The 20,132-nt window shown below is 52.9% G+C and carries 19 protein-coding genes; 2 read left to right on the top strand and 17 right to left on the bottom strand.

The window, feature by feature from the left end; all coding sequences use genetic code 11:
• Positions 1-331: 331 nt before the first annotated feature.
• The 4 genes from glnA to V8I28_RS00490 form a co-directional block, all read right to left on the bottom strand.
• The gene (gene glnA / locus V8I28_RS00505; RefSeq protein WP_341778175.1) at positions 332-1,672 is read right to left on the bottom strand and encodes a type I glutamate--ammonia ligase; all 1,341 of its coding nucleotides are present in this window, start codon (positions 1,670-1,672) and stop codon (positions 332-334) included.
• A gap of 43 nt (positions 1,673-1,715) precedes the next feature.
• Positions 1,716-2,099, bottom strand: coding sequence for a MerR family transcriptional regulator (locus tag V8I28_RS00500; RefSeq protein ID WP_341778174.1), 384 nt, complete (start codon positions 2,097-2,099; stop codon positions 1,716-1,718).
• A gap of 126 nt (positions 2,100-2,225) precedes the next feature.
• A complete protein-coding gene (gene miaA, locus V8I28_RS00495; RefSeq protein WP_341778173.1) occupies positions 2,226-3,143 on the bottom strand; it encodes a tRNA (adenosine(37)-N6)-dimethylallyltransferase MiaA in 918 nt (305 codons plus the stop codon).
• A complete protein-coding gene (locus tag V8I28_RS00490) occupies positions 3,128-3,904 on the bottom strand; it encodes a glycerophosphodiester phosphodiesterase (RefSeq protein WP_341778614.1) in 777 nt (258 codons plus the stop codon). The genes miaA and V8I28_RS00490 overlap by 16 nt, the downstream gene beginning before the upstream one ends.
• A 140-nt stretch (positions 3,905-4,044) precedes the next feature.
• On the opposite strand from V8I28_RS00490, the gene V8I28_RS00485 reads away from it, so the two are divergent.
• A complete protein-coding gene (locus tag V8I28_RS00485; protein WP_083478194.1) occupies positions 4,045-4,221 on the top strand; it encodes a DUF3042 family protein in 177 nt (58 codons plus the stop codon).
• Between the two features lie 258 nt (positions 4,222-4,479).
• Here V8I28_RS00485 and V8I28_RS00480 read toward each other — a convergent pair whose 3' ends face one another.
• The 7 genes from V8I28_RS00480 to V8I28_RS00450 form a co-directional block, all read right to left on the bottom strand.
• Complete coding sequence (locus V8I28_RS00480; RefSeq protein WP_341778171.1) at positions 4,480-4,893, bottom strand: rhodanese-like domain-containing protein; 414 nt, start codon at positions 4,891-4,893, stop codon at positions 4,480-4,482.
• A 32-nt stretch (positions 4,894-4,925) separates the two neighbouring features.
• Entirely contained in the window at positions 4,926-5,897 is a 972-nt protein-coding gene (locus V8I28_RS00475) for an ROK family glucokinase (protein WP_341778170.1), read from the bottom strand.
• Positions 5,898-5,900: 3 nt separating this feature from the next.
• Positions 5,901-6,131, bottom strand: a complete 231-nt coding sequence (locus V8I28_RS00470; protein WP_233669948.1) for a YqgQ family protein — start codon at positions 6,129-6,131, stop codon at positions 5,901-5,903.
• Between the two features lie 42 nt (positions 6,132-6,173).
• Positions 6,174-6,854, bottom strand: coding sequence for a rhomboid family intramembrane serine protease (locus V8I28_RS00465; RefSeq protein WP_341778169.1), 681 nt, complete (start codon positions 6,852-6,854; stop codon positions 6,174-6,176).
• A 15-nt stretch (positions 6,855-6,869) separates the two neighbouring features.
• Positions 6,870-7,421 (bottom strand): 5-formyltetrahydrofolate cyclo-ligase, encoded by a 552-nt coding sequence (locus tag V8I28_RS00460; RefSeq protein ID WP_341778168.1) that lies wholly within the window; start codon positions 7,419-7,421, stop codon positions 6,870-6,872.
• Between the two features lie 59 nt (positions 7,422-7,480).
• Positions 7,481-7,630 carry a 50S ribosomal protein L33 gene (gene rpmG / locus V8I28_RS00455; RefSeq protein ID WP_081721478.1) on the bottom strand — a complete coding sequence of 50 codons (150 nt, stop codon included), beginning with the start codon at positions 7,628-7,630 and terminating at the stop codon, positions 7,481-7,483.
• Positions 7,631-8,005: 375 nt separating this feature from the next.
• Positions 8,006-10,072 carry a peptidoglycan D,D-transpeptidase FtsI family protein gene (locus V8I28_RS00450; protein WP_341778167.1) on the bottom strand — a complete coding sequence of 689 codons (2,067 nt, stop codon included), beginning with the start codon at positions 10,070-10,072 and terminating at the stop codon, positions 8,006-8,008.
• 156 nt (positions 10,073-10,228) lie between these two features.
• Between V8I28_RS00450 and V8I28_RS00445 the strand changes: the two genes are divergently transcribed.
• Positions 10,229-12,865 carry a YfhO family protein gene (locus V8I28_RS00445; protein WP_341778166.1) on the top strand — a complete coding sequence of 879 codons (2,637 nt, stop codon included), beginning with the start codon at positions 10,229-10,231 and terminating at the stop codon, positions 12,863-12,865.
• A gap of 614 nt (positions 12,866-13,479) precedes the next feature.
• Here the strand turns inward: V8I28_RS00445 and V8I28_RS00440 are convergent.
• From V8I28_RS00440 to pheS, 6 genes are all read right to left on the bottom strand, one after another.
• The gene (locus V8I28_RS00440) at positions 13,480-13,788 is read right to left on the bottom strand and encodes a HesB/YadR/YfhF family protein (protein ID WP_341778165.1); all 309 of its coding nucleotides are present in this window, start codon (positions 13,786-13,788) and stop codon (positions 13,480-13,482) included.
• Between the two features lie 216 nt (positions 13,789-14,004).
• Positions 14,005-14,481 (bottom strand): transcription elongation factor GreA, encoded by a 477-nt coding sequence (gene greA / locus V8I28_RS00435; protein ID WP_233669942.1) that lies wholly within the window; start codon positions 14,479-14,481, stop codon positions 14,005-14,007.
• Positions 14,482-14,586: 105 nt separating this feature from the next.
• Positions 14,587-15,270, bottom strand: coding sequence for a uridine kinase (gene udk, locus V8I28_RS00430; RefSeq protein ID WP_341778164.1), 684 nt, complete (start codon positions 15,268-15,270; stop codon positions 14,587-14,589).
• A gap of 3 nt (positions 15,271-15,273) precedes the next feature.
• Positions 15,274-16,407 (bottom strand): endolytic transglycosylase MltG, encoded by a 1,134-nt coding sequence (mltG, locus tag V8I28_RS00425; protein WP_341778163.1) that lies wholly within the window; start codon positions 16,405-16,407, stop codon positions 15,274-15,276.
• A gap of 200 nt (positions 16,408-16,607) precedes the next feature.
• On the bottom strand, positions 16,608-19,016 hold the full coding sequence (pheT, locus tag V8I28_RS00420) for a phenylalanine--tRNA ligase subunit beta (RefSeq protein WP_341778162.1): 2,409 nt from the start codon (positions 19,014-19,016) through the stop codon (positions 16,608-16,610).
• A gap of 9 nt (positions 19,017-19,025) precedes the next feature.
• Positions 19,026-20,072, bottom strand: coding sequence for a phenylalanine--tRNA ligase subunit alpha (gene pheS, locus V8I28_RS00415; RefSeq protein WP_341778161.1), 1,047 nt, complete (start codon positions 20,070-20,072; stop codon positions 19,026-19,028).
• Positions 20,073-20,132: the final 60 nt, after the last annotated feature.

Below are 20,132 nucleotides of genomic sequence, written 5' to 3'. Positions count from 1 at the left end.
CTCGCTGTGAGTACAGGCCCCGACCGGCGCAAACGGCGGCCAGAAACGACCATACAAGGGAGCCGCAACCGTTTCTACCCACGCCTGCCGGAACCGGCACTGTGGCGGCTTTGAGACGTGGGCTGTCGGCTCAAAGCGAGGACCAAGACCGGGCCTTGGCTTGGTCCGGTCCTTCCCACCGCGTTCCAGACCAAATTTGGCGAACGGTAAGGCGGACAGCGCGGACTAGGCTTCAGCGAAATCAAAAAGCCACCCACAGCGTTTAGGCCGTGGGCGACTCCTATTTGTCCGACACGTAGTCAAGCGACCACGTCCGGCTGTTTATTTCGGTTTAGTACAGTTCCAAGTACTGTTCGCGTTCCCACTGGGAGACCTGCGTCCGGTAGGAGTTGTATTCCAAGTTCTTGGCTTCCATGAAGCTCTGGAACAGGTGGTGGCCCATGGCGTTACGCATGACCTCATCGGCCGCCAAGTCCTTCAAGGCATTGTGCAAGGTGTCTGGCAGGTTGGTGATGTGCTTTTCCTGACGTTCTTCGGCGTCCATCCGGTAGATGTTCCGGTCGATGGCTTCCCGTGGAGCCAATTGATTCCGCAGACCGTCCAAGCCGGCTTCCAACACGGCCGCGATGGCCAGGTAGGGGTTAGCCGCCGGGTCCACGCTCCGGAGTTCCAAACGAGTTGATAAGCCCCGGGAGTTTGGTACCCGAATCAGTGGCGACCGGTTAGACCCGGACCAAGCCACGTAAACGGGGGCTTCGTAACCGGGAACCAAGCGCTTGTAACTGTTGACGATTGGGTTGCAGATGGCGGTAAAGCTCCGGGCGTGCTTCAACAAGCCACCCAGGAAGTGGAAGGCGTCTTCTGACAATTGCATGTTGCCCTTTTCATCGTAGAAGGCGTTGCCCTTGTCGTGGAATAACGACATGTTCAAGTGCATCCCGGACCCGTTAATCCCGGTCAACGGCTTTGGCATGAAGGTCGCGTACAGGCCGTACTTCCGAGCGATGGTCTTCACCACCAGCTTAAACGTCTGAATGTTATCGGCGGCGGTCAGGGCATCCGCATACTTAAAGTCAATTTCATGTTGGCCAGGGGCGACTTCGTGGTGGGCGGCTTCGACATCAAAGCCCATTTCTTCCAGCGTCAACACGATTTCACGCCGGCAGTTTTCACCCAAGTCCATTGGGGCCATATCGAAGTAACTTCCCTTATCGTTCAGTTCGGTCGTTGGCTTGCCATTTTCGTCCATCTTGAACAGGAAGAATTCCGGTTCCGGTCCAATGTTGAAGGCCGTGAAGCCAGCCTTACGCATATCGTTTAAGACACGAATCAGGTTGTTCCGTGGATCCCCTTCGAACGGCTTACCATCCGTGGTGTAGACTTCACAGATGACCCGGGCAATCTTGCCTCGTTCCGTACTCCAAGGGAAGATCATCCAAGTTGAAAGGTCAGGGTACAGGTACATGTCACTTTCTTCAATCCGCACGAAGCCATCGATTGAGGAGCCATCAAACATCAGCTTGTTGTCTAACAATTTATCTAATTGGCTGATTGGCACCTCGACGTTCTTAATCGTCCCGAATAAATCGGTGAACATTAACCGTAAAAATTTAACGTTTTCGTCCTTTGCCATCTGGCGAATATCATCTTTGGAATAATCCAGCTTTGCCATTAAAATCGCTCCCTGTCAGTTTTTGTATCTACCAAATCGCCGGTTAAAGGGGTCGCTGTTGCAGCCCGGGGTCCGGATGGCCCAAGCCCCCCTGCCGGATGAACTCATCCTGCAAGATCCGGCGGACATCCTCGTCCGTCAACGGTTGCTGTTGGGCATCCCGCTTGGCCTGAGCCGCGGCGTGTTGCTGATCGTAAATGGCCTTGATACCCGCCACGTTCACGCCATCCGCTAAATAATCACGAATTTCCAGCAAGCGGTCAATATCATTCAGTGAATATAGCCGCCGATTGCCTTCGCTCCGTTCGGGAGAAATCAGCCCCTGAGCCTCGTAATAGCGAATTTGCCGTGCGGTTAAGCTCGTCAACTTCATCACGGTTCCCATTGGCAACACGGCCATTGACCGGCGTAACTCTTTCTCCTTCATGTGATTGGCCCCCTTTAACTATGACGCTATCATACCACCCCACGACAGAGAGTCAAGAACTTATGTCAGATTTTATGACATGAGTCTTGATTTTTAACAAACCTTTAGTTAATTGGCTATACCAAATCAGCGTTGTAACCATTCGGCAACCCGTCGATCAATGATTTCTCGTTGCTCCGGGTGCTGGACCAAATCGTACCAGGTCGCGGTCGTTTGGTTACGGAACCAGGTTAATTGGCGTTTGGCATAGTGCCGCGAATCCTGTTTGACTGTTTCGATGGCCGCCGGGAGTTTCTCCGGCGCATCGAGAACCGGGAGGAGTTCCCGGTAGCCGATGCCCGTGGCCGCCGGTAAAGTCGTCCCGCCCTGATCCGCCAGCCAGCGAACCTCATCGAGAAGGCCGGTCTGCATCATCAGGTCCACCCGTCGATTGATGCGGTCGTACAGCACGGCTCTGTCCGTATTGAGCGCCAGATAGCGTTCGTCATACTGCGGTCCCCCATTCTCCTGATGAGAGAACGGGTGGCCGGTCACCGCGATAACCTCCAGTGCCCGCACGGTTCGCCGGACATTGGTGGTCGGAATCTTGGCCGCGGCCTGGGGGTCCTGCGCGTTGAGCTGCTGCCACAGGTAAGTGGCCCCCTTCTCGCGGGCGATGGCCCGGAAACGATCGCGAACGGCCGGGTCGCCCGGCGCATCGGCCCCGAGCTTCAAACCGTCAAACAACGCCTGCAGATAGAATCCCGTCCCACCGGCGATAATCGGCAAGTGCCCCCGCGCCGTGATGGCTGGAATTAACCGTTGTGCGGCCGCCACAAATTGGGCGACCGTGAACTGTTGATCAACGTCACGGACGTCGATGAGGTGGTGGGTCGCTTGGGCCTGTTCCGTCGGCGTGGCTTTGGCTGTTCCGATGTCTAGGTGACGGTAGACCTGCATGGAATCGCCGGAAATGATTTCACCGTTGAATTTTTGTGCCAGGGCGATGGCCAGCGCGGTTTTCCCCACGGCGGTCGGCCCCACGATTGCTAAGACTTTTTCCATGAATCGGACACTCCTTGTATTTGCTGCCGCAGACGAACTGCCTGGGCTGGATAATCGGTAATAATTCCCGCAAACCGGCGCTTGAAGCAATAGGTCATGTCCGCACTCGAATTGACCGTCCACGGCCGTAACTGCATGTGGGGCAACCAGAAGCGGTGCGCCTTCACCCAGCGAATGTCCGGGTGAAGGTCCGCAACCTGGTGAAGCCGTCCCATCTTCTTGGCCTGTCGACTCGCCGTCTGGAAGAGCTTGGCGTATTCCGCCTGCGGATACAGCCGCCTTAACGTCACCAACGATTGGGCCCGGAAGCTGGAAAAGACCAGCCGAAAGCCAACCGGATGCTGCGTGAAATACGTGGCCAGTTGCTGTTCGAGGCCGGGATATGGAAATTTATTGGTTTTGAGTTCGAGATTAAAAATCCCCGTGAAGCAGTTCCGCTGAAGAAGGCGAATCACCTCGTCCAAGGTCGGAATCTGGGTGCCCGCATAGGCGGGATCAACGTGGCTCCCCGCGTCTAACGCTTTGAGTTGCGCCAGTGTCAGGTCGCGCACCTGCCCACTCCCATTGGTCGTCCGGTCCACCTGCTCGTCGTGCATGATGATCATTTGCCCGTCGCGTGACAACTGAACATCCGTTTCAATCCCATCGGCACCATCGTCCAGTGCCGCCTGGAAGGCCAACAGCGTATTCTCCGGCCGGGTTCCCTTACTCCCACGGTGGGCAATAATTTGCGTTATTTGTCGGGTAAACACGGTTCCCATTCCCTTCACTATTCTTAAAATCTAGCGTACCACAAAACCACGATTTTTTTCGACTGGCATCTGCTAATCACTGGCTATTTCGTACAAAAACCAGCATAATGGAAGCGGATAACTAATTAAAAATGATGGGAGTCGATACGATGAAACATTTCACAAAGGGATTCCTCTTTGGCGTTGTTGCGACGGCTAGTGCCGTGGCCGGAGCCGTCTTCTCTTTCAGAAAGAAAGTCGTTCAGCCAATTGAAGATCAAGAAGCACGGTTTGAAGAAAACCGCAAACGGGCCAACCGGAAGAGTCATTCTGCGCACAATGGTTAAGCCCCTCAGGAATCCGGAAAGCGTTCCGGGTTCCTTTTATTTTGGGGATGGTCGTCCCACGACCGGCTCTGCCTACTGGACTCGCCAGCTAACCGCTCCATCGCTTCACCTGAATTAAAGGCAATCTCTGCCGTCTTGTGTATGGCCCGGACAATTAAAACGATTAATGACATGATCAGGGCGTCTTCACCGACGAGCTTTCCGTGGGTAACGCCCATAAAATAAGGACCCCCGGCCAATGCCGAGCGTCCTTATTTTTTAATATTTCGTCTTCTTCGTCTTACCTTCCCAACGAACGTAACCATTCTTTAAGATAAAGATCTGCTGGAAACCATCTTTACCCAACATGATGGCCGCACGTGTGCTAATGGTCTTCCCTTGGTCGTATAAGTAGACCGGAAGATCCTTACGCAGCTGGTTGTGGTAAGCCTTGAACGTGGAGTAAGGAAAGTTGCGCGCCCCCAAAATGTGTCCCGCGTCAAAGTCCTTCTTTTCGCGTAAGTCAACGACTTGAGCCGTCCGAATACCAGCCTCAAATGTATCGGCATCGATCAACTTTGCTACCCGGTTGCGCCGAATAACCGTGGTCAACTGCCAGCCGCCCCACACGGCAATAAGAATGATGAGGACAATCATGTAGACCGTCCATCCTGAGATTGCACCAATAACCAAAACGAAATCTTCCTTCCTAATCCTCTAAATCTTTAATTTGTTTTTTGAAACCGTAAAGCTAATGACGCCGCGCCAATGACGCCGGCATCGTTCCCAAGTTGAGCCAACCGTAACTTGGTTGAGTCCCGAACCGCCGGGAAGGCATTTTCTTGGAAATACCGCGTCGTTGGTTGTAACAGCGTGTTACCGGCATTCGAGACCCCACCACCGATGATGATGTTGGCTGGGTTCAAGATGTTGGCCACGTTAGCCAGGGCCAAGCCTAAGTAGAAGGTCACGCGATCGACCACTTGGTTGGCCAAGATGTCGCCGTTGTCGGCCAGGTAGAAGACCATCTTGGAGGTGACGCTCTCCTGATTGTCTTCCATTTCCTTCAAGCGCGAGGTGCCCATGAAGTCCTTGGCCATATCGGCGGCCACGTGAACCACGCCGGTTGCCGAAGCGTATTGTTCCAGGCAACCGCGCTTACCGCAGGTGCACAGGTAGCCGTTAGGTTGAACCGTCACGTGGCCAAGTTCACCGGCGCCACCGTTAATCCCGTGGAGCAGGTGACCACCAGCGATGACCCCACCGCCGACACCGGTGCCCAAGGTCACGAAGACCACATCGGCATCCTTTTCACCGGCACCCTTCCAGTATTCACCTAAGGAAGCCACGTTGGCATCGTTATCTAGGATAAATTGAAGCCCAATGCCGGCCTGAATCTGGTCGCGCACCTGTTGGCGCTTCTTCCAATTTAAGTTGAAGGCGCCAATGACCGTTCCATTGTCAATATCCACAGAGCCCGGCGTCCCCATGCCGATGCCAATAAAGTCGTCCTTGCTAAATTCTGAATTGCTAATATGTTGGTTGATTGAATCGATGATGTTGGGAACGATGTGGCTTCCTTCGTCTGAAATATCCGTCGGAATGCTCCACTTTGCCAGAATCTCGCCAGCAGTGGACAGAAACGCCATCTTTGTCGTGGTCCCACCTAAGTCGATTCCAATTAAATTCCGTGCCATACTCTAAATCCCTCCAATGGATTGGTGTTGATCTTTTGCATGTTGTACTTCAATGCGGTGTTCATGTGTGAGAACCACCTTGGCCGCCACAAAGGTCTTGTCGTCGACCACCCGTGCTTGATGGAGGTGATCCAATTCCAATGCCATGACTTCGATGTCCCAGAGACGCTTGCCCACGTAGACATAAATACCAAATTTTTTAAGTAGCTGCTGAACATCATATAACGTTTTCATTGTGCCACAACCTCCGTGAAATTGCACGAGACATTTTCGCTTCTACTGCGCCATACCGTGCAGATACAACCATACCAATCCAACGATTAAAGCAACCGTTGCTACAACTCGTTTAACCGGGCTAACCTTACCAATTCGAGGAACCCCCAGTGAATACGCTACCAAAAAGCCCGCGGCCAGTCCACCAATGTGTCCCGCCAAATCAATCCCCGGCGCGAATAAATCAAACAGAATGTTCATCACCACGAAGGCCAGGAAGGTCTGGGCGAGCTGGCGAATCACTGGATTTTGCCAGAAGGATTCCCCTAACATCATAAACGCCCCAAACAGACCGAAAATGGCCGTGCTGGCTCCCGCCGATAAACTATTCGAGAAACAAAAACTAGCGATGTTACCGCCGATCCCAGACACCAAGAACAGGGCCAGGAATCGCGTGTGACCAAACGCCGCCTCAATCTGCATCCCCACGAAATACAACGTAATCATGTTCATCAGGATGTGCGTAAAGCCAATGTGCAGGAAGATAGGGGTCACCAACCGCCACCACTCGCCCTGTTGAATCAGCGCATTGAGTTTCGCCCCAAAGGCAATCAGGACATTGACGTTGGTGCTCCCCCCAGCGAGGGTCATTGCCCCATAGACCAGCACCATGATGACGATCAGGCCCACGGTCATAAAGGGATATTGATTAAGCCGGCTCAGTCGATATTTAACTTGCGCCACACTGCCGCTTCCTCTCTATTCTAATTTAGCGGCTAGTACCGCGTCCAATAATACGTCAAAAGAATCTACGGGCCAGGTCGGCCGGTCAATCTGTTGGGCCGGTAACGCCAAGGCTACCTTGGTCCCGGTCGTGTGCGGCAGGTAACGGTCGTAATAGCCGCCACCGAAGCCCACGCGCTCACCAGTGGCCGCAAAGACCAATCCAGGAACGATGAGTAAATCGAAGTCCGCCGGGTCAATCACGCGGTTGTCCTGCGGCTCCATCAGTCCGAATTTCGTCCGGGCAAGCGTGGTGGTCTCATCCATCACGTGAAAGGCCATCTGCCGGTGCGGCAGGGTCTGAGGCACGGCAACGGTCTTTCCATCGGCTTGGGCGCGTTCAATGATCGGTCGCGTGGCCAACTCGAAGCCCCCACTAATCGTCGTCGCAATCGTCCGGGCTTGTTGGTAAGCGGCAGACGACCAAAGTTGCTGATAAAGATCATCGGCCGCCCGCCGCCGATCCAGCACGGCCATTGCGGACAGTGCCTGAATCGTTTGCTGGCGAATCTCTGCTTTACTTGGCATCATTTACCCCCTTGATTCTTTCGTGATATAAAAAAAGGGTCGGACTCTCGCCCGTACCCTTACTTAGTTTCGCGATGCAAAGTTACTTTCCGTTCACGCGGGCAGTACTTCTTAAATTCAACCCGGTCCGGGTTATTACGCCGGTTCTTGCTGGATAAGTAGTTGCGTTCGTGACATTCAGTACATTCTAAAGTGATGTGTACACGCATTGTGGGTAACCTCCCAACTTGTTCAGAATTACAGGCATGAGCCTTAACTCGTAATATATTACCATTAATTCGGCGCAATTACCAGCTATAAATCCAAATATGTTAAGGAAAAATACTTAACAGCTAAATTAACGGCTACCAATGCGGTTTCGCCGATCAAAACATTCGTGGGTGACTGGTCGCCTTACCGCTCGCAAAAATATGAACCCCCGGCAGGCGCAGGCTCCTGGCCTCACTAATTTTAGTGGACAGAACACTGCCGTTCCGGGAATCAGCGCGTTTATTCTACTTTCAACCTTTAGGCATCAAGTATCGGCCCACCAAAAAAGCAACGCCCACCAGCCTTCCGGACTAGTCGACGTTGCTTAACGGTCATTATTGATTAATCGTTGAGGTTGACTGAACCGTCTTCCAGTAGGCGGCGTAAATCTTCTTGGCCAACGTCATGTTGTTGCTTTCGGCATCAGTTCCCAGGTTAGGCATGGCCAAGGCCACGACCACTTGGGGATTCGTTGATGGCGCAAAGGATGCCAGACTCAGGGTAACCGTTTCGCTACCCTTGTAGTAGGTCTGGGCCGTCCCGGTCTTGGCGGAAATCTTCGGCGTAATCGAAGACATGGCGCCACCGGTCTTGTAGGTATTGCTCCCATGAACCACATCGTAGAGCCCTTCCTTGACCAGTTTCTTCTCCGCTTCGGTCATACCAATCGTGTTCAAGACTTTCGGCTCAACCGTCGACTTGACTGCACCGAGCTTCCCACTCGACGTCGTCCCCCGAATGGATTGCACCACGTGTGGCGCGATCCGGGTTCCGCCGTTAGCGATGGTAGACATGTACTGGGCGACCTGCATCACCGTATAGGCATCGTAGTTCCCGAAGGACAGGTCCAAGGCGTTCCCAATGTGAGAATACGAACTAGACCCTTCCAAGCCGGAACTTTCACCCGGCAAGTCAATGCCCGTCTTCACACCGAGACCGAATTGCTTGAAGTACCCGCGCTCGATATCGAACGCCTTGGTACTCATGGTCAACGCGGCACCGGAGGAATAGTTAAAGCCGGCTTCCTTCATCGCCAACTGCATCATGTAGGAGTTAGACGACACTTCGAGGGCGCCCGCGGCGGTAACCGCGATATCCTGACCCCCGGACTTGTTGAACCAGGAAGCCTTCTTGACCCCACCAACCGTGATCGGTTTATCGGTCAAGACACTGTTGGTGGGCGTGATAACACCGTCCATCAGGGCTCCGGACACCATGGCACCCTTGACAACGGACCCCATAACGATGTCGCTGTTAATGGTGCCCAGGGCGTTATCGGTAATCTTACCCGTCGATGGGTTCCGGTCGACCCCGGCCATCCCGATGACCCCACCGGTATTCGGGTTCATGACCACCGCGTAGGTCCCGGTGGAGTTTCCACCGGCCCCAGACTCGGCCGACTTGACCAGACTCTGCAGTTGACTCTGGAATTTAGAATTAATGGTTAACTGAAGGTTATCCCCCTTCTGCCCGCCATACTTCTTGACTTCCTTAGTCACCGTATTGTTCCCGGCCACTTCGACCTGCTTCTCGGCCTTGGTCCCGCGCAGCACGGATTCGTACTCCTGTTCCAGGTAGGATTGCCCCACACTGTCATTACGCGAATAACCTTGCGCCAGTAACTCATTGACCCGGTCACTCGGTAACCCGGTCTTTTCGGACGAAACGGTCCCGATGATGGAATTCATCGACTTACCGTTCGGGTAGTCCCGCGACCAACTCGTGCCGACCTGAACCCCGGGCATCTCGGACAGATGTTCACCAATCTCGGCAATTTCCGTACTCGACACGCCAGAATCCTTGATGTAGGTGGTTGACAACGCGTAGGCCCCACTCATCTTCGCAAAGATGGCAGCGGCGTTTTGCTGAGTCTTGGTTAATTTGAAGGAAGAATCATTCTCCAAATAACTCAAGGCCTTGTTGTAAAGTGCCGTGGTCGACAAGCCCTTGGTTCCGGAAAGCTTGCTTTCAACCGCCTTCAACCGCTTCGTGTCGGTCAGGTAATAATCAATGGCCTGACGAGGCGTTAGGCTACTCGTTGAGACCGTCAAATATTGGCCAAGTTTGTTGGCAATATCGTACATGCTGGTCGATAAGACGTTGACCCCCTTGGTGTACGAGATCGCCTGATGGGCCTTGTTACCCACTAAGACCTTGTCGGTGGAATCGTAAACCATCCCCCGTTGCACGTTGGTTGTCTCAATGGTGGTATCGGTCGAATTGACCTCCGCCTTAAATTTTGACCCGTAAATCACTTGCAAATACGCCAACTGACCAATCAGCGCTGCAAATAACAGGGCAACGATAATGAATAGGAAGTTTAACCGAAACGGGATCTGCGACTTCTGGGGGCCGTCAGAACGCCGGTTACGGTTGCTAACTCGATTATAAAAATTCTTCACAACAGCTCTGCTCCTTATTGTACAGCTACTATTTTACCAAACTTCGCTTGAGACAACTATCCCGCTACCGAAATTTAATGTTTCTATGCTATTCTAGAGACCAGAACGCAAAATGTACAGGCTCCAAGTTAACTTTTATAATTTCTAAAGATTGAGGTGGCTTACTTGCAAGTTCGAAACCGGCGCTGGCGCCTCTCACCACGCCAATTTACCCTCCTCGGGGCTTTTTTAACCCCGTTTGTTCTCATGACGGCCTATTTTATTTACCGTCAAATGGCCCCCTTTGGGTCGAGTAGCCTGTTAACGGTCGATTTAGGCCAACAATACATCGACTTCTTTGCCTACATGCGGCGGGCCTTACTCCACGACCCCAGCAGCATCTTCTATTCCTTTGCCAATGGCTTGGGCGGGGAAATGTTGGGGACCTGGGCTTACTATCTGCTGAGCCCCTTAAATTGGATTCTGTTGCTGTGTCCGGGGTCTTCGCTGACGACCGGGGTCTTCTTCCTGACGGTCGTCAAATACGGACTGGCCGGGCTGGCGTTCGCTTGGCTACTGCTCAAGACCACTCCGCAATCCGGGCTCAAGGCGATCACCTTCGCCACGGCCTATGCGCTGATGGGTTGGTCGATTGCTAACCAGCTGAACATCATGTGGTTGGACGCAGCCTACCTCTTGCCGCTCGTGTTCTACGGTCTGTATCTCCTGATGACCACCGGCAAGTGGCGCACCTACGTCGTCTGGCTGGCGATTACGCTCGTCGTGAACTACTACATGGCCTACATGATTTGTCTGTTCATGATCCTCGCCTTTATCTTCCTCGCGGTTGATCGTTACACCGATTTTCGTGGCGTACTCAAGCGGGCTGGTCAGTTCGCCTGGACCTCGATTGCCGCCGGCCTCCTGTCGGCCGTGATTCTTCTACCTACCTGGTGGTCACTGGCCCAGAGTAAGGCCCAGTACACGGTCACTTCATTTAAGTGGAAGTTCGAGTTCTTCCCGCCTAAAATGCTGGCGAAATTCTTCCTAGGGGCCTTTAACTTTGACCAGATGCCCGATGGGACGGCTAACCTCTTCATTGGGGCCATTGCCTTGCTGGGCGCGCTCTTCTACTTCGGCGACCGCAAGATTGCGTTACGTACCCGGATTACGGCGGGCATCGTCACCGCCTTTCTCGCCCTCTCACTGTGCGTGCAACCGCTGGATCTCCTGTGGCACGCCGGGCAATTCCCCGTCTGGTACCCGTACCGCTTTTCCTTTATCGTCAGCTTCTGGCTGATTTGGTTGGCGGCGCAGACCCTCACCGACGACTTCGAACCGGGGTGGCTAGCCATCGCCGTGGTGACGCTCATCGTCGTCGCCGGAGCGGCTTACGTGGCCCTGAACCTGAAGCATTTCAAATTTCTCCAGGTCAATCAGGTTCTACTGGGCATGTTCTTCGTGGTCATGGCATTAATCCTCACCACCCTGCCAATCCGCCACTACTGGATCTACCCGCTGATGTTCTTCGTCATCGGGGTAACGGAAGTGACAGCCAACGCCTTCATCTCGTTAAACAACATTAGTTACGTCTCTCAGGGCGAATACGGCAACTACACCAACGAACTTCAACGGCTGGTTAACCGTGTCCAGAAGAAAGACCAGGGCTTCTACCGCATCGGAAAGACCTTCATGCGGACCAAGGGAGATGCCTTCCAGACCGGCTTCAACGGCGGGGGCGTCTTCTCCTCCGTCTTACCGAAGGCCGTGCCCGCCTTTTATGGCAATACCGGGAACCCGGACGGCGACGGCTTTGTGGCCTACAGCAACGGGACGCTGGTCACGGATTCCCTGCTGAATATGAAATACTATTTCAAACAAAAGGAACTCTCCGGGGCACTCAGCGGTTCCAGCATGCTTCCAGCCTCGTCTAATAAGGCCGATGTGGCCGATTACACTAAAGTTGGTGCCGACCACTGGGCCACCACCTATCGGAACCCCTACGCCCTCCCATTGGGCTATGCGGCTAACTCACAGATTCTTTCACTGAAGAACAAGACGGCCGACCCGGCACAGTACCAGGCCAACTGGCTAGCTGCCTTGACCGGCAACACCGCCGATCGGCAGCTGTACGTGGCGGAGAACTTCGATCAGGTTACCTTTGCTAACATTAATCAGCAAACGAAGATCACCGGCGCCATGCTGCAGAAGAAGAATCTGCTGAAGCCCGGAAGTATCACGTTGACCATTAAGCCGACGACCAACGACCCATACTACCTGACGTTTGGCTCGACCGTTAACCCGGACAACGCCACCTTCGTGCTCAACGGCAAGACGCTCAACCAGTACAAGACCTACCGGAATACCATTCTGGTGAGTGCCGCCGATCACGCCAAGGGCAAGACCATCAAGCTGACCATCACCCTGAAGAAGGGCTCCCTGTGGCTGGAAAACTTCACGCTGTACCGGTTGAACGCTAACCGCTTCAAGTCGGCCGTGACCCAACTCAAGGCCCAGCCTTGGCACCTCACCAAGCATTCCAGCCGCTACTTCAGCGGAACGGTGACCACCAAGGCCAACCAGGTTCTGAACACTTCGATTCCGTATTCCAAAGGTTGGCACGCCACGGTCAATGGCAAACCGGCCAAGACCTACAAAACGGTCGGAATGTTTACCGCGGTGAAGGTGCCGCAGGGCAAAAACACGGTGACCCTGTCTTACTGGCCACCCCTGTTGAACCTTGGCTTACTCATCAGTGGCCTGACTCTGGTGGTCCTGACCGGCGGCTGGTGGCTGGTTCACCGGCGACGCTAAGCTCAGATGGTTCGAGCTATTGTCACACTGACCGTGCTGGTCGCCTTGCCGTTCGCGACATCTAGGCTGGAACGCTGGGGAAGGACGGTCCGAGCCACACCCCGGTCTCGAACCTTGCTTTGAACCGCGAAAAGACCGCGTTTCAAAGTCACCAATTCACCAGCCAAAACCGCTGGTGAATTCCCCGGCTGAGCCTAGATGTCGCTTCACTCACGGCTACAAACGCAGACTCCCCCGCAATAAACATCACATCGCCTAGCTTCTCCAACACCGGATCGTGGCTAATGACTACCACGTCTGAGATCATCAGAGGTGATGCCAGCTCATCGGGAGGAAGCGATAAGGCCAGCCAATCCCGTCATGCTGGTCAATGAAAACCTATTGCGCTCAAGTCAGCGTTCTCGTACATTCACAGTCAAATGAAACCAAACAAGCGGCCCGCCAAATGAATTGGTGGACCGCTTGTTTGACGTCATATCTTACATTGAAGGTTCCTAGCTGTGCCTCATATCCTACCGGAAGTTCCCGCAGAACACAAGCAAAAGCCCTGCGACCGTTAAGCCCGATCACCAACCGTAAGCAAAAAGCTCTGCCGTCACGCACAGAGCTTTTAACTATCGGTCCAATTCACCGTTCTCATCGTAAATATAGGTCGGCCCATCCGTCTTGGGGTCGTAATCGATGGTCAGGTCGTAGCCCACGAAGAACCATTGATCCCCTTCAGTAATGTAGTAAGTCACATCGTCCTTGGTCTCCGTTACAACAGGATCTCGGGGATGGTCATCCGGCGTCATCCCCAGTGAAAATCCTTCGTGCACTGGCGTCTTACCGTAAACCTTACCGAAGAAGCGAATGCCGCGACCGGTCATTCCCATTTCTTCTCGAAACCATTTACTTGCTGCATCAGTAACCGTAATTTTCATTATCCAAGACTCCTCTTAGGCAGACTATGAATCCGTTTTCATGTTCTCCTCATTTATAACATGGCAGAGGTCTTCTTGGCAAGTTTCTGACACAGCCCCCGGTTGCCAGCAATTCTAACTAGCCGGGCCGCCTGACCGCTCATCACGCAAAAAAAGCCCGGGCAGACGTCCCAGACTTTTCAGCAGATAACTTTAATTATCGAAACGGAAATTCCGTTATTCCACGTCCAAAACCTTCACGGACATGTCACCACCCGGCGTATCGAAGGTGACTTCTTCACCCTTGCGGTGGCCTAACAGACCCTTGGCAATTGGGGAATCGTTGGAAATTTTACCGGACATAGGATCGGCTTCAGCGGCCCCCACGATGGTGTATTCTTCGGGTTCTTCATCGGGTAATTCCTTGAAGGTAACCTTCTTCCCCACCGTGATTTCATCCTTGTCGGTCCCATCGTTGTCGATGATTTGGGCGTATTGAAGCATCCGTTCGACGGTGCTAATCCGCGTTTCCAACATACTTTGTTCGTCCTTGGCTGATTCGTATTCCGAGTTTTCGGACAAGTCACCGTAAGAACGGGCAATTTTAATCCGGTCAATCACCTTTGGCCGTTGCACCATCTTTAAGTCTTCCAGCTCTTTTTCGAGCTTTTCCTTACCTTCTTCAGTCATTGGATACATTTTATCTTGTGCCACACTGGCCACCCCTTTTAAATTATTTTTTTAATATTAACGCGTGCGCTAACCTAAATTTTAGTTTGTAGAAAAGGTTAGCCGGTTTACCAGCTAACCCGTCCTATTCTATATGGTTGTATCTGGATTGTCAAAAACTTGTTCATTGCCACTGGCTTCGAGAATCGCCCGAATCTTCGTGACTAAGAGGTCAATGGCGACCTGGTTCTCGCCACCTTCGGGAACAATCAAATCAGCGTAACGCTTGGTTGGTTCCACGAATTGATGGTACGTTGGCTTAACCGTTGCTAGGTATTGTTGAATGATGGATTCCAAGGAACGACCCCGTTCATTCATATCCCGTTCGATTCGCCGAATGATCCGAATATCATCATCCGTATCAACGAAGACCTTGATGTCCATCAGGTTACGCAGGCGTTCGTCATCCAGAATCAGAATTCCTTCCAAGATGATGACGTCTCGTGGTTCCTGGTGAATGGTCTTATGACTCCGCGTGGAAAGCGTGTAGTCGTAGACCGGTTTTTCAATCGGCTTTCTATCCAACAGCTGTTTGAGTTGCGAGATCAGCAAGTCCGTGTCGAAGGCCAACGGATGGTCATAGTTGACGGCCGCCCGTTCTTCCATGGTCATGTCCGATTGGTCATTGTAGTACGAATCCTGCTGTAAAATCATGATGGAATGCCCAATCAATTGATTAAAAATTGCCCGACTAACCGTTGTCTTGCCACTTCCGGAACCCCCGGTAACCCCAATAATAATCGGTCGCTTTTTGTCTGCCAACACTGTCGCCATCCTTTACTTATTATCACTTGCTAATGAACTGGTCTTTTCTTGATGCTGTGCGTAAGTCTGGGAGAAGTAAACCTTTCCCGTCTTGGTATTAGCGATGAAGTAGTAGTACCCCTTCTTCTGATCCTTAGGGTGCAACACCGCCTTGATGGAGGAAACACTTGGATTAGCAAATGGCCCCGGACCATACCCCGTATGCGTATACAGGTTGTATGGTGATTTCACCTTAAGATCCTTGTAGGTCAAGGTCTTCTTGTTCGTCTTCAAGGCGTATTGCACGGAAATATCGGACTGTAAGGCCATACCAGCTTTAATCCGGTTCAAGAAGACCCCGGCAATCTTGTCGCGATCCGTCTGTGAGACCCCTTCACGTTCAACCAGGGACGCCAACGTCAGGACCTCTTGGACACTTCGCTTCTGTTTCTTGATGGTGGCGTAACTGCCCTGCAGGTTCTGGTCGGTCTTGGCGACCATCTGCGTCACGATATCCTTGAGGGTCATCTTCTTACCGGCCTGGTACGTGGCGGGTGCCAGATAGCCTTCTAACCGATAGCGCACGTGCTTGGCGTTCTTGGCCGAGGTCAACAGTTGCGGATACTTCTTGGCCAACTGGTCAAAGAAGCTCTGATCCTTCATCAGCTTTAAGAACTCCGCCTTGGTGAAGTCCGTTTGAATCGGAATCTCGGCCGCTAACTGGTCAACCGTCTCGCCCTCACGAACTAGCAACTTCCCCGCCGTACTCTGGATGGGTTCTGCCGAGCCCCCCTTTTGGAGTTGCTTGGCAATCTGCTTTAATGTCATGGACGGCTTTAACTGGTAATACCCCGCCTGAAAGTTCGTGAACTTATTCGATTTCACGTAGTAGTTGAAGACCATCCCACTCTTCACAACTTTTTTGTCCTGCAAGATTTGTCCAATCTTATTGGACGTAGCGCCTAGGGGGACGTGAACTTGAACCACGTTATTATCCTTGGTATTCATTGGCTTGAGTGCCGTCTGGAAGTAATGATACCCGAAGATTCCAATCACCACTGCCAGTAAAACCAGCAGACTCGCCACACCAATCATGATGCGTCGGCCAAACGATCGTTTTTTGCCCGAATCCTGCCTCGACGGTGTGGGCGTATTGCCATTATCCAACTTATTTCCTCCGTTCTATGCCATAGTCTTCTCTATTATACAGAAATTCCCGGTGAGCGGAAACACGAAAGCTCGACTTTGATGAAATTGTAATAAATCACCGACTAAACCGTTGCTCCCCATTTTTACATGGTCCAACGATTCAGTAAAAACGCGTTCGATTTCTAACTGAGAAATCAAGCGCGTCTCTTCACTCATTATTAACGAATCTGCGCACCTAAGTCGTCTTCCAGACGCTTAGATACCTTCTCAAAGGCTTGGGTCACGGCGTCGTCGACCAAGGTCTCGTGCTTGTCTTGGTAGGTCAAGGTGTAGGCCAGAGACTTCTTGCCCTTCGGCACCTTCACGCCGTCGTAAACATCAAACAGTTTAACGGATTGCAGGAAGGCCCCGCCGCGGCGTTCAATCAAGGCCACGACCTGTTCGTTGGTAATGTCATCGTCCACCAACATCGCAATGTCGCGGGTGATAGCTGGATAACGGGAAATGACATCGTATTGGTTTTCTTGCTTAGGCATATCGATGATCGCCTGAAGATTTAGTTCGAAGACGTAGGTCGCCGCAATCTTAAATTGCTTAGCAATCAACGGGTGAATTTGCCCCAAGAAACCAATCCGGTGGCCGTGGACCAGCACATCTGCAGTCCGACCTGGATGCATTTCAGGCATGTCGGCATTCGGTTCGTAGGTCACGTCCCCGTTAACCGCCATGTCTTGCAGGTAGGCCGCCACAATCCCCTTCATTTGATAGAAGTCGACCGGTTTAGCGGGTTGGTTCCAGGCTTCGGGCATCAACGTCCCGGTGATGGCTCCGGCGATGTGTTCCTCTTCGCTTGGCCGTTCGTTACCGTCCTCGCGGTAGAAGACCCGGCCTTGTTCGTACAGGGCCACGTCCTTGACCTTACGGGCGGAGTTGTAAGCGATGTCGTCCAATAGACCGGAGATCACGTTCATCCGCAAAACGGCGTGATCCACCGTCATTGGCCAAGCCAAGTGGGTCGGTTCGCTGGCCTTCATCATGAACATCTGTGCCTTTTCTTCGGTCGTCAGGGCGTAAGAGATCGCTTGGTTCAGGCCTAAGCCTTCCAGCGAATGCCGCGTGGCACGCATCAGGCGTTGCTTGGTGGTCAACGTGCCCATCGTCATCCGGCCGGTTGGTAAGGTTGCGGGAAGCCGGTCGTAACCGTAAATCCGCGCGATTTCTTCCAACAAGTCGGCTGGAATGTGAATATCGTTCCGGCGAACGGCCACGGTCACCGTCAACGTATCGCCGTTGATGGCCACCTTGAAGCCCAGGCTCTCCAGAATATGTGAAACCTGGTCCATGGTGAGTTCGGTTCCCAGAACCGCATTGACGTGGGTCAACGTGAGGTCAATTACTGCGGGGGCGGGAATATTTTCACTCCCGACCACCGTGCCAACCTGCACGTCACCGGCGGCCAACTCGTTCATCATCTGAGCGGCGGCATCCAAGGCTTCTTGCACACCGGCTTGGTTAACGCCCCGTTCGAAACGTTGGGAAGCGTCCGTGTGCAAGTTGTGCCGTTGAGCGGCCTTACGGATGTGGTCGTGTTCGAAGACGGCGGATTCAATAGCCACCGTGGTCGTGCCGTCCTGAATCGACGTGCTCAAACCACCCATGACACCGGCTAAGGCGATTGGGGCCTTCTCGTCGGCAATCACGATATCATTTTCGTCGAGATCGTGGTCGTTTTCGTCTAAGGTCGTCAGCTTTTCACCGGCCTTGGCCGTCCGCACGTACACGTCTTCACCGGCAAACTTGTCGTAGTCGAAGGCGTGGAGTGGTTGACCATACTTCAACATGATGTAGTTGGTAATGTCCACCACGTTATTGATTGGCCGCATCCCGGCATTCCAGAGGCGAATCTGCAGCCACATGGGACTTGGGGCCAGCTTGATGTTCTTCACTAAGCGCATCCGGTACTGTGGTGACAGCTGGTCATCCACGTGCACGGCGAGTTGGTCGGCAATGGCCGCACCGGATTCTTTCACCTCGGGATGGTCCAGCTTGACGGGTTGGTCGTAAATGGCGGCCAAGTCATGCAAGGTTCCGTAGAGGCTCAGCATGTCCCCCCGGTTAGGCGTCACGTCCAAATCGATCAGGCTGTCGTTCATGCCCAGGTAGTCGTAAACGGCATCCCCTGGCTTGGCGTCTGCGGGCAACACGTAGATCCCGTCCACGTAAGCCTTGGGGACCACGTCTTCACTGAAGCCAATTTCTTGTAAGGCACAGATCATCCCGGCAGAAGGCACACCGCGCATCTTGGACTTCTTAATCTTAACGTTGTCGGCAATCCGGGAACCGGGTAAGGCCACGATCACATTCTGACCGGCCGCCACGTTGGGCGCGCCACACACGATTTGTAAGGGATCGTCTTCGCCGACGTCGACCTGACAGATGTGTAAATGGTCGGAATCTGGGTGGGCAACCATTGAGAGGACGTGCCCAACCACAATCTTCTTGAGGCCATCACTCGGCGTGGTCACCCCGTCAACTTCCACGGAAGTCCGTTCGATCTTTTCCGCCAAATCAGCGGGCTTTACATTTAAATCCAAATATTCTTTAATCCAATTGTATGAAATCTTCATGGTTGGCGATTATCCTTTCTTTGTAAATTGGGTGAGGAACCGGACGTCATTTAAGTAGAAGTTCCGGATATCATCGACACCATACTTCAACATGGCAAAGCGATCGGGACCAACCCCAAAGGCAAAGCCACCGTAAACGTCGGGATCAACGCCGGCCATCTTCAAGACGTTCGGGTGAACCATTCCGGCTCCTAATACTTCGATCCAGCCGGTGTTCTTGCAGACCTTGCAGCCCTTCCCACCACAGTTAAAGCAGGTAATATCGGCTTCGACCGAGGGTTCGGTGAATGGGAAGTAACTCGGCCGCAACCGGACGTCAAATTTGTCACCAAATAATTCGTGGGCCAAGACCTGTAGGGTTCCCTTCAAATCAGCCATCGTGATGTGCTTGTCAATGACCAATCCTTCCACCTGATGGAATTGGTGGGAGTGGGTCGGGTCATCGGTATCGCGCCGGTAAACCACACCGGGAGAGATCATCTTCAGTGGCCCTTGGCTGAAGTCGTGTTTCTCCAGCGTCCGCGCCTGCATCGGTGAGGTCTGCGTCCGCATCAGAATTTCCTTCGTGATGTAGAACGTGTCCTGCATATCCCGGGCTGGGTGGTTCTTGGGCAAGTTCATCATTTCAAAGTTATACTTGTCTTCTTCCACTTCAGGACCGCTGAGGACTTGGTAGCCCATCCCCAAGAAGAGGTCTTCAATCTGGTCCACGATCTGTTGGATCACGTGGGGTTCACCCTTGGCAACCGGTGTCCCGGGTAAGGTAACATCCAACGTTTCCTTGGCCAATTGAGCGTTTAAAACGGCCTGTTCCAGTTCGGCCTTGCGTTGGGCCAAGGCATTGGTCAAGTCGTCACGAATCTCGTTAGCAAACGCCCCCACCTTGGGCCGTTCTTCGGCGTCTAGGTCCCGCATTCCGCGTAAGACTTCGGTAATGGGCCCCTTTTTCCCTAACAACTGGACGCGCACTTGATTAACGTCTTTTAAGTCTGAAGATTTTTTGATATCTGCTAAACCGCGTTGCCGCAATTCGCTGAGTTTATCCTTTAACGACATACGTCATCCTCCATTTTCTCTGCTTTTTTCTACTTCCGTTGGGTACCCCTGACCACAAAA

The organism is Levilactobacillus sp. HBUAS70063, from assembly GCF_038374745.1.
Classification (GTDB): Bacteria; Bacillota; Bacilli; order Lactobacillales; family Lactobacillaceae; genus Levilactobacillus.
The sequence above is the reverse complement of the archived record's forward strand: the minus strand, read 5'-3'. Positions and strand labels throughout refer to the sequence as shown.

Coding starts and splice junctions, on each gene's coding strand:
- pheS (WP_341778161.1), bottom strand. CDS start 20,072: ATGTCGTTAAAGGATAAACTCAGCGAATTGCGGCAACGCGGTTTAGCA.
- V8I28_RS00440 (WP_341778165.1), bottom strand. CDS start 13,788: ATGAAAATTACGGTTACTGATGCAGCAAGTAAATGGTTTCGAGAAGAA.
- V8I28_RS00490 (WP_341778614.1), bottom strand. CDS start 3,904: ATGGGAACCGTGTTTACCCGACAAATAACGCAAATTATTGCCCACCGT.
- glnA (WP_341778175.1), bottom strand. CDS start 1,672: ATGGCAAAGCTGGATTATTCCAAAGATGATATTCGCCAGATGGCAAAG.
- udk (WP_341778164.1), bottom strand. CDS start 15,270: ATGGCGACAGTGTTGGCAGACAAAAAGCGACCGATTATTATTGGGGTT.
- miaA (WP_341778173.1), bottom strand. CDS start 3,143: ATGGAAAAAGTCTTAGCAATCGTGGGGCCGACCGCCGTGGGGAAAACC.
- V8I28_RS00470 (WP_233669948.1), bottom strand. CDS start 6,131: ATGAAAACGTTATATGATGTTCAGCAGCTACTTAAAAAATTTGGTATT.
- V8I28_RS00500 (WP_341778174.1), bottom strand. CDS start 2,099: ATGAAGGAGAAAGAGTTACGCCGGTCAATGGCCGTGTTGCCAATGGGA.
- V8I28_RS00485 (WP_083478194.1), top strand. CDS start 4,045: ATGAAACATTTCACAAAGGGATTCCTCTTTGGCGTTGTTGCGACGGCT.
- pheT (WP_341778162.1), bottom strand. CDS start 19,016: ATGAAGATTTCATACAATTGGATTAAAGAATATTTGGATTTAAATGTA.
- V8I28_RS00475 (WP_341778170.1), bottom strand. CDS start 5,897: ATGGCACGGAATTTAATTGGAATCGACTTAGGTGGGACCACGACAAAG.
- V8I28_RS00460 (WP_341778168.1), bottom strand. CDS start 7,421: ATGCCAAGTAAAGCAGAGATTCGCCAGCAAACGATTCAGGCACTGTCC.
- rpmG (WP_081721478.1), bottom strand. CDS start 7,630: ATGCGTGTACACATCACTTTAGAATGTACTGAATGTCACGAACGCAAC.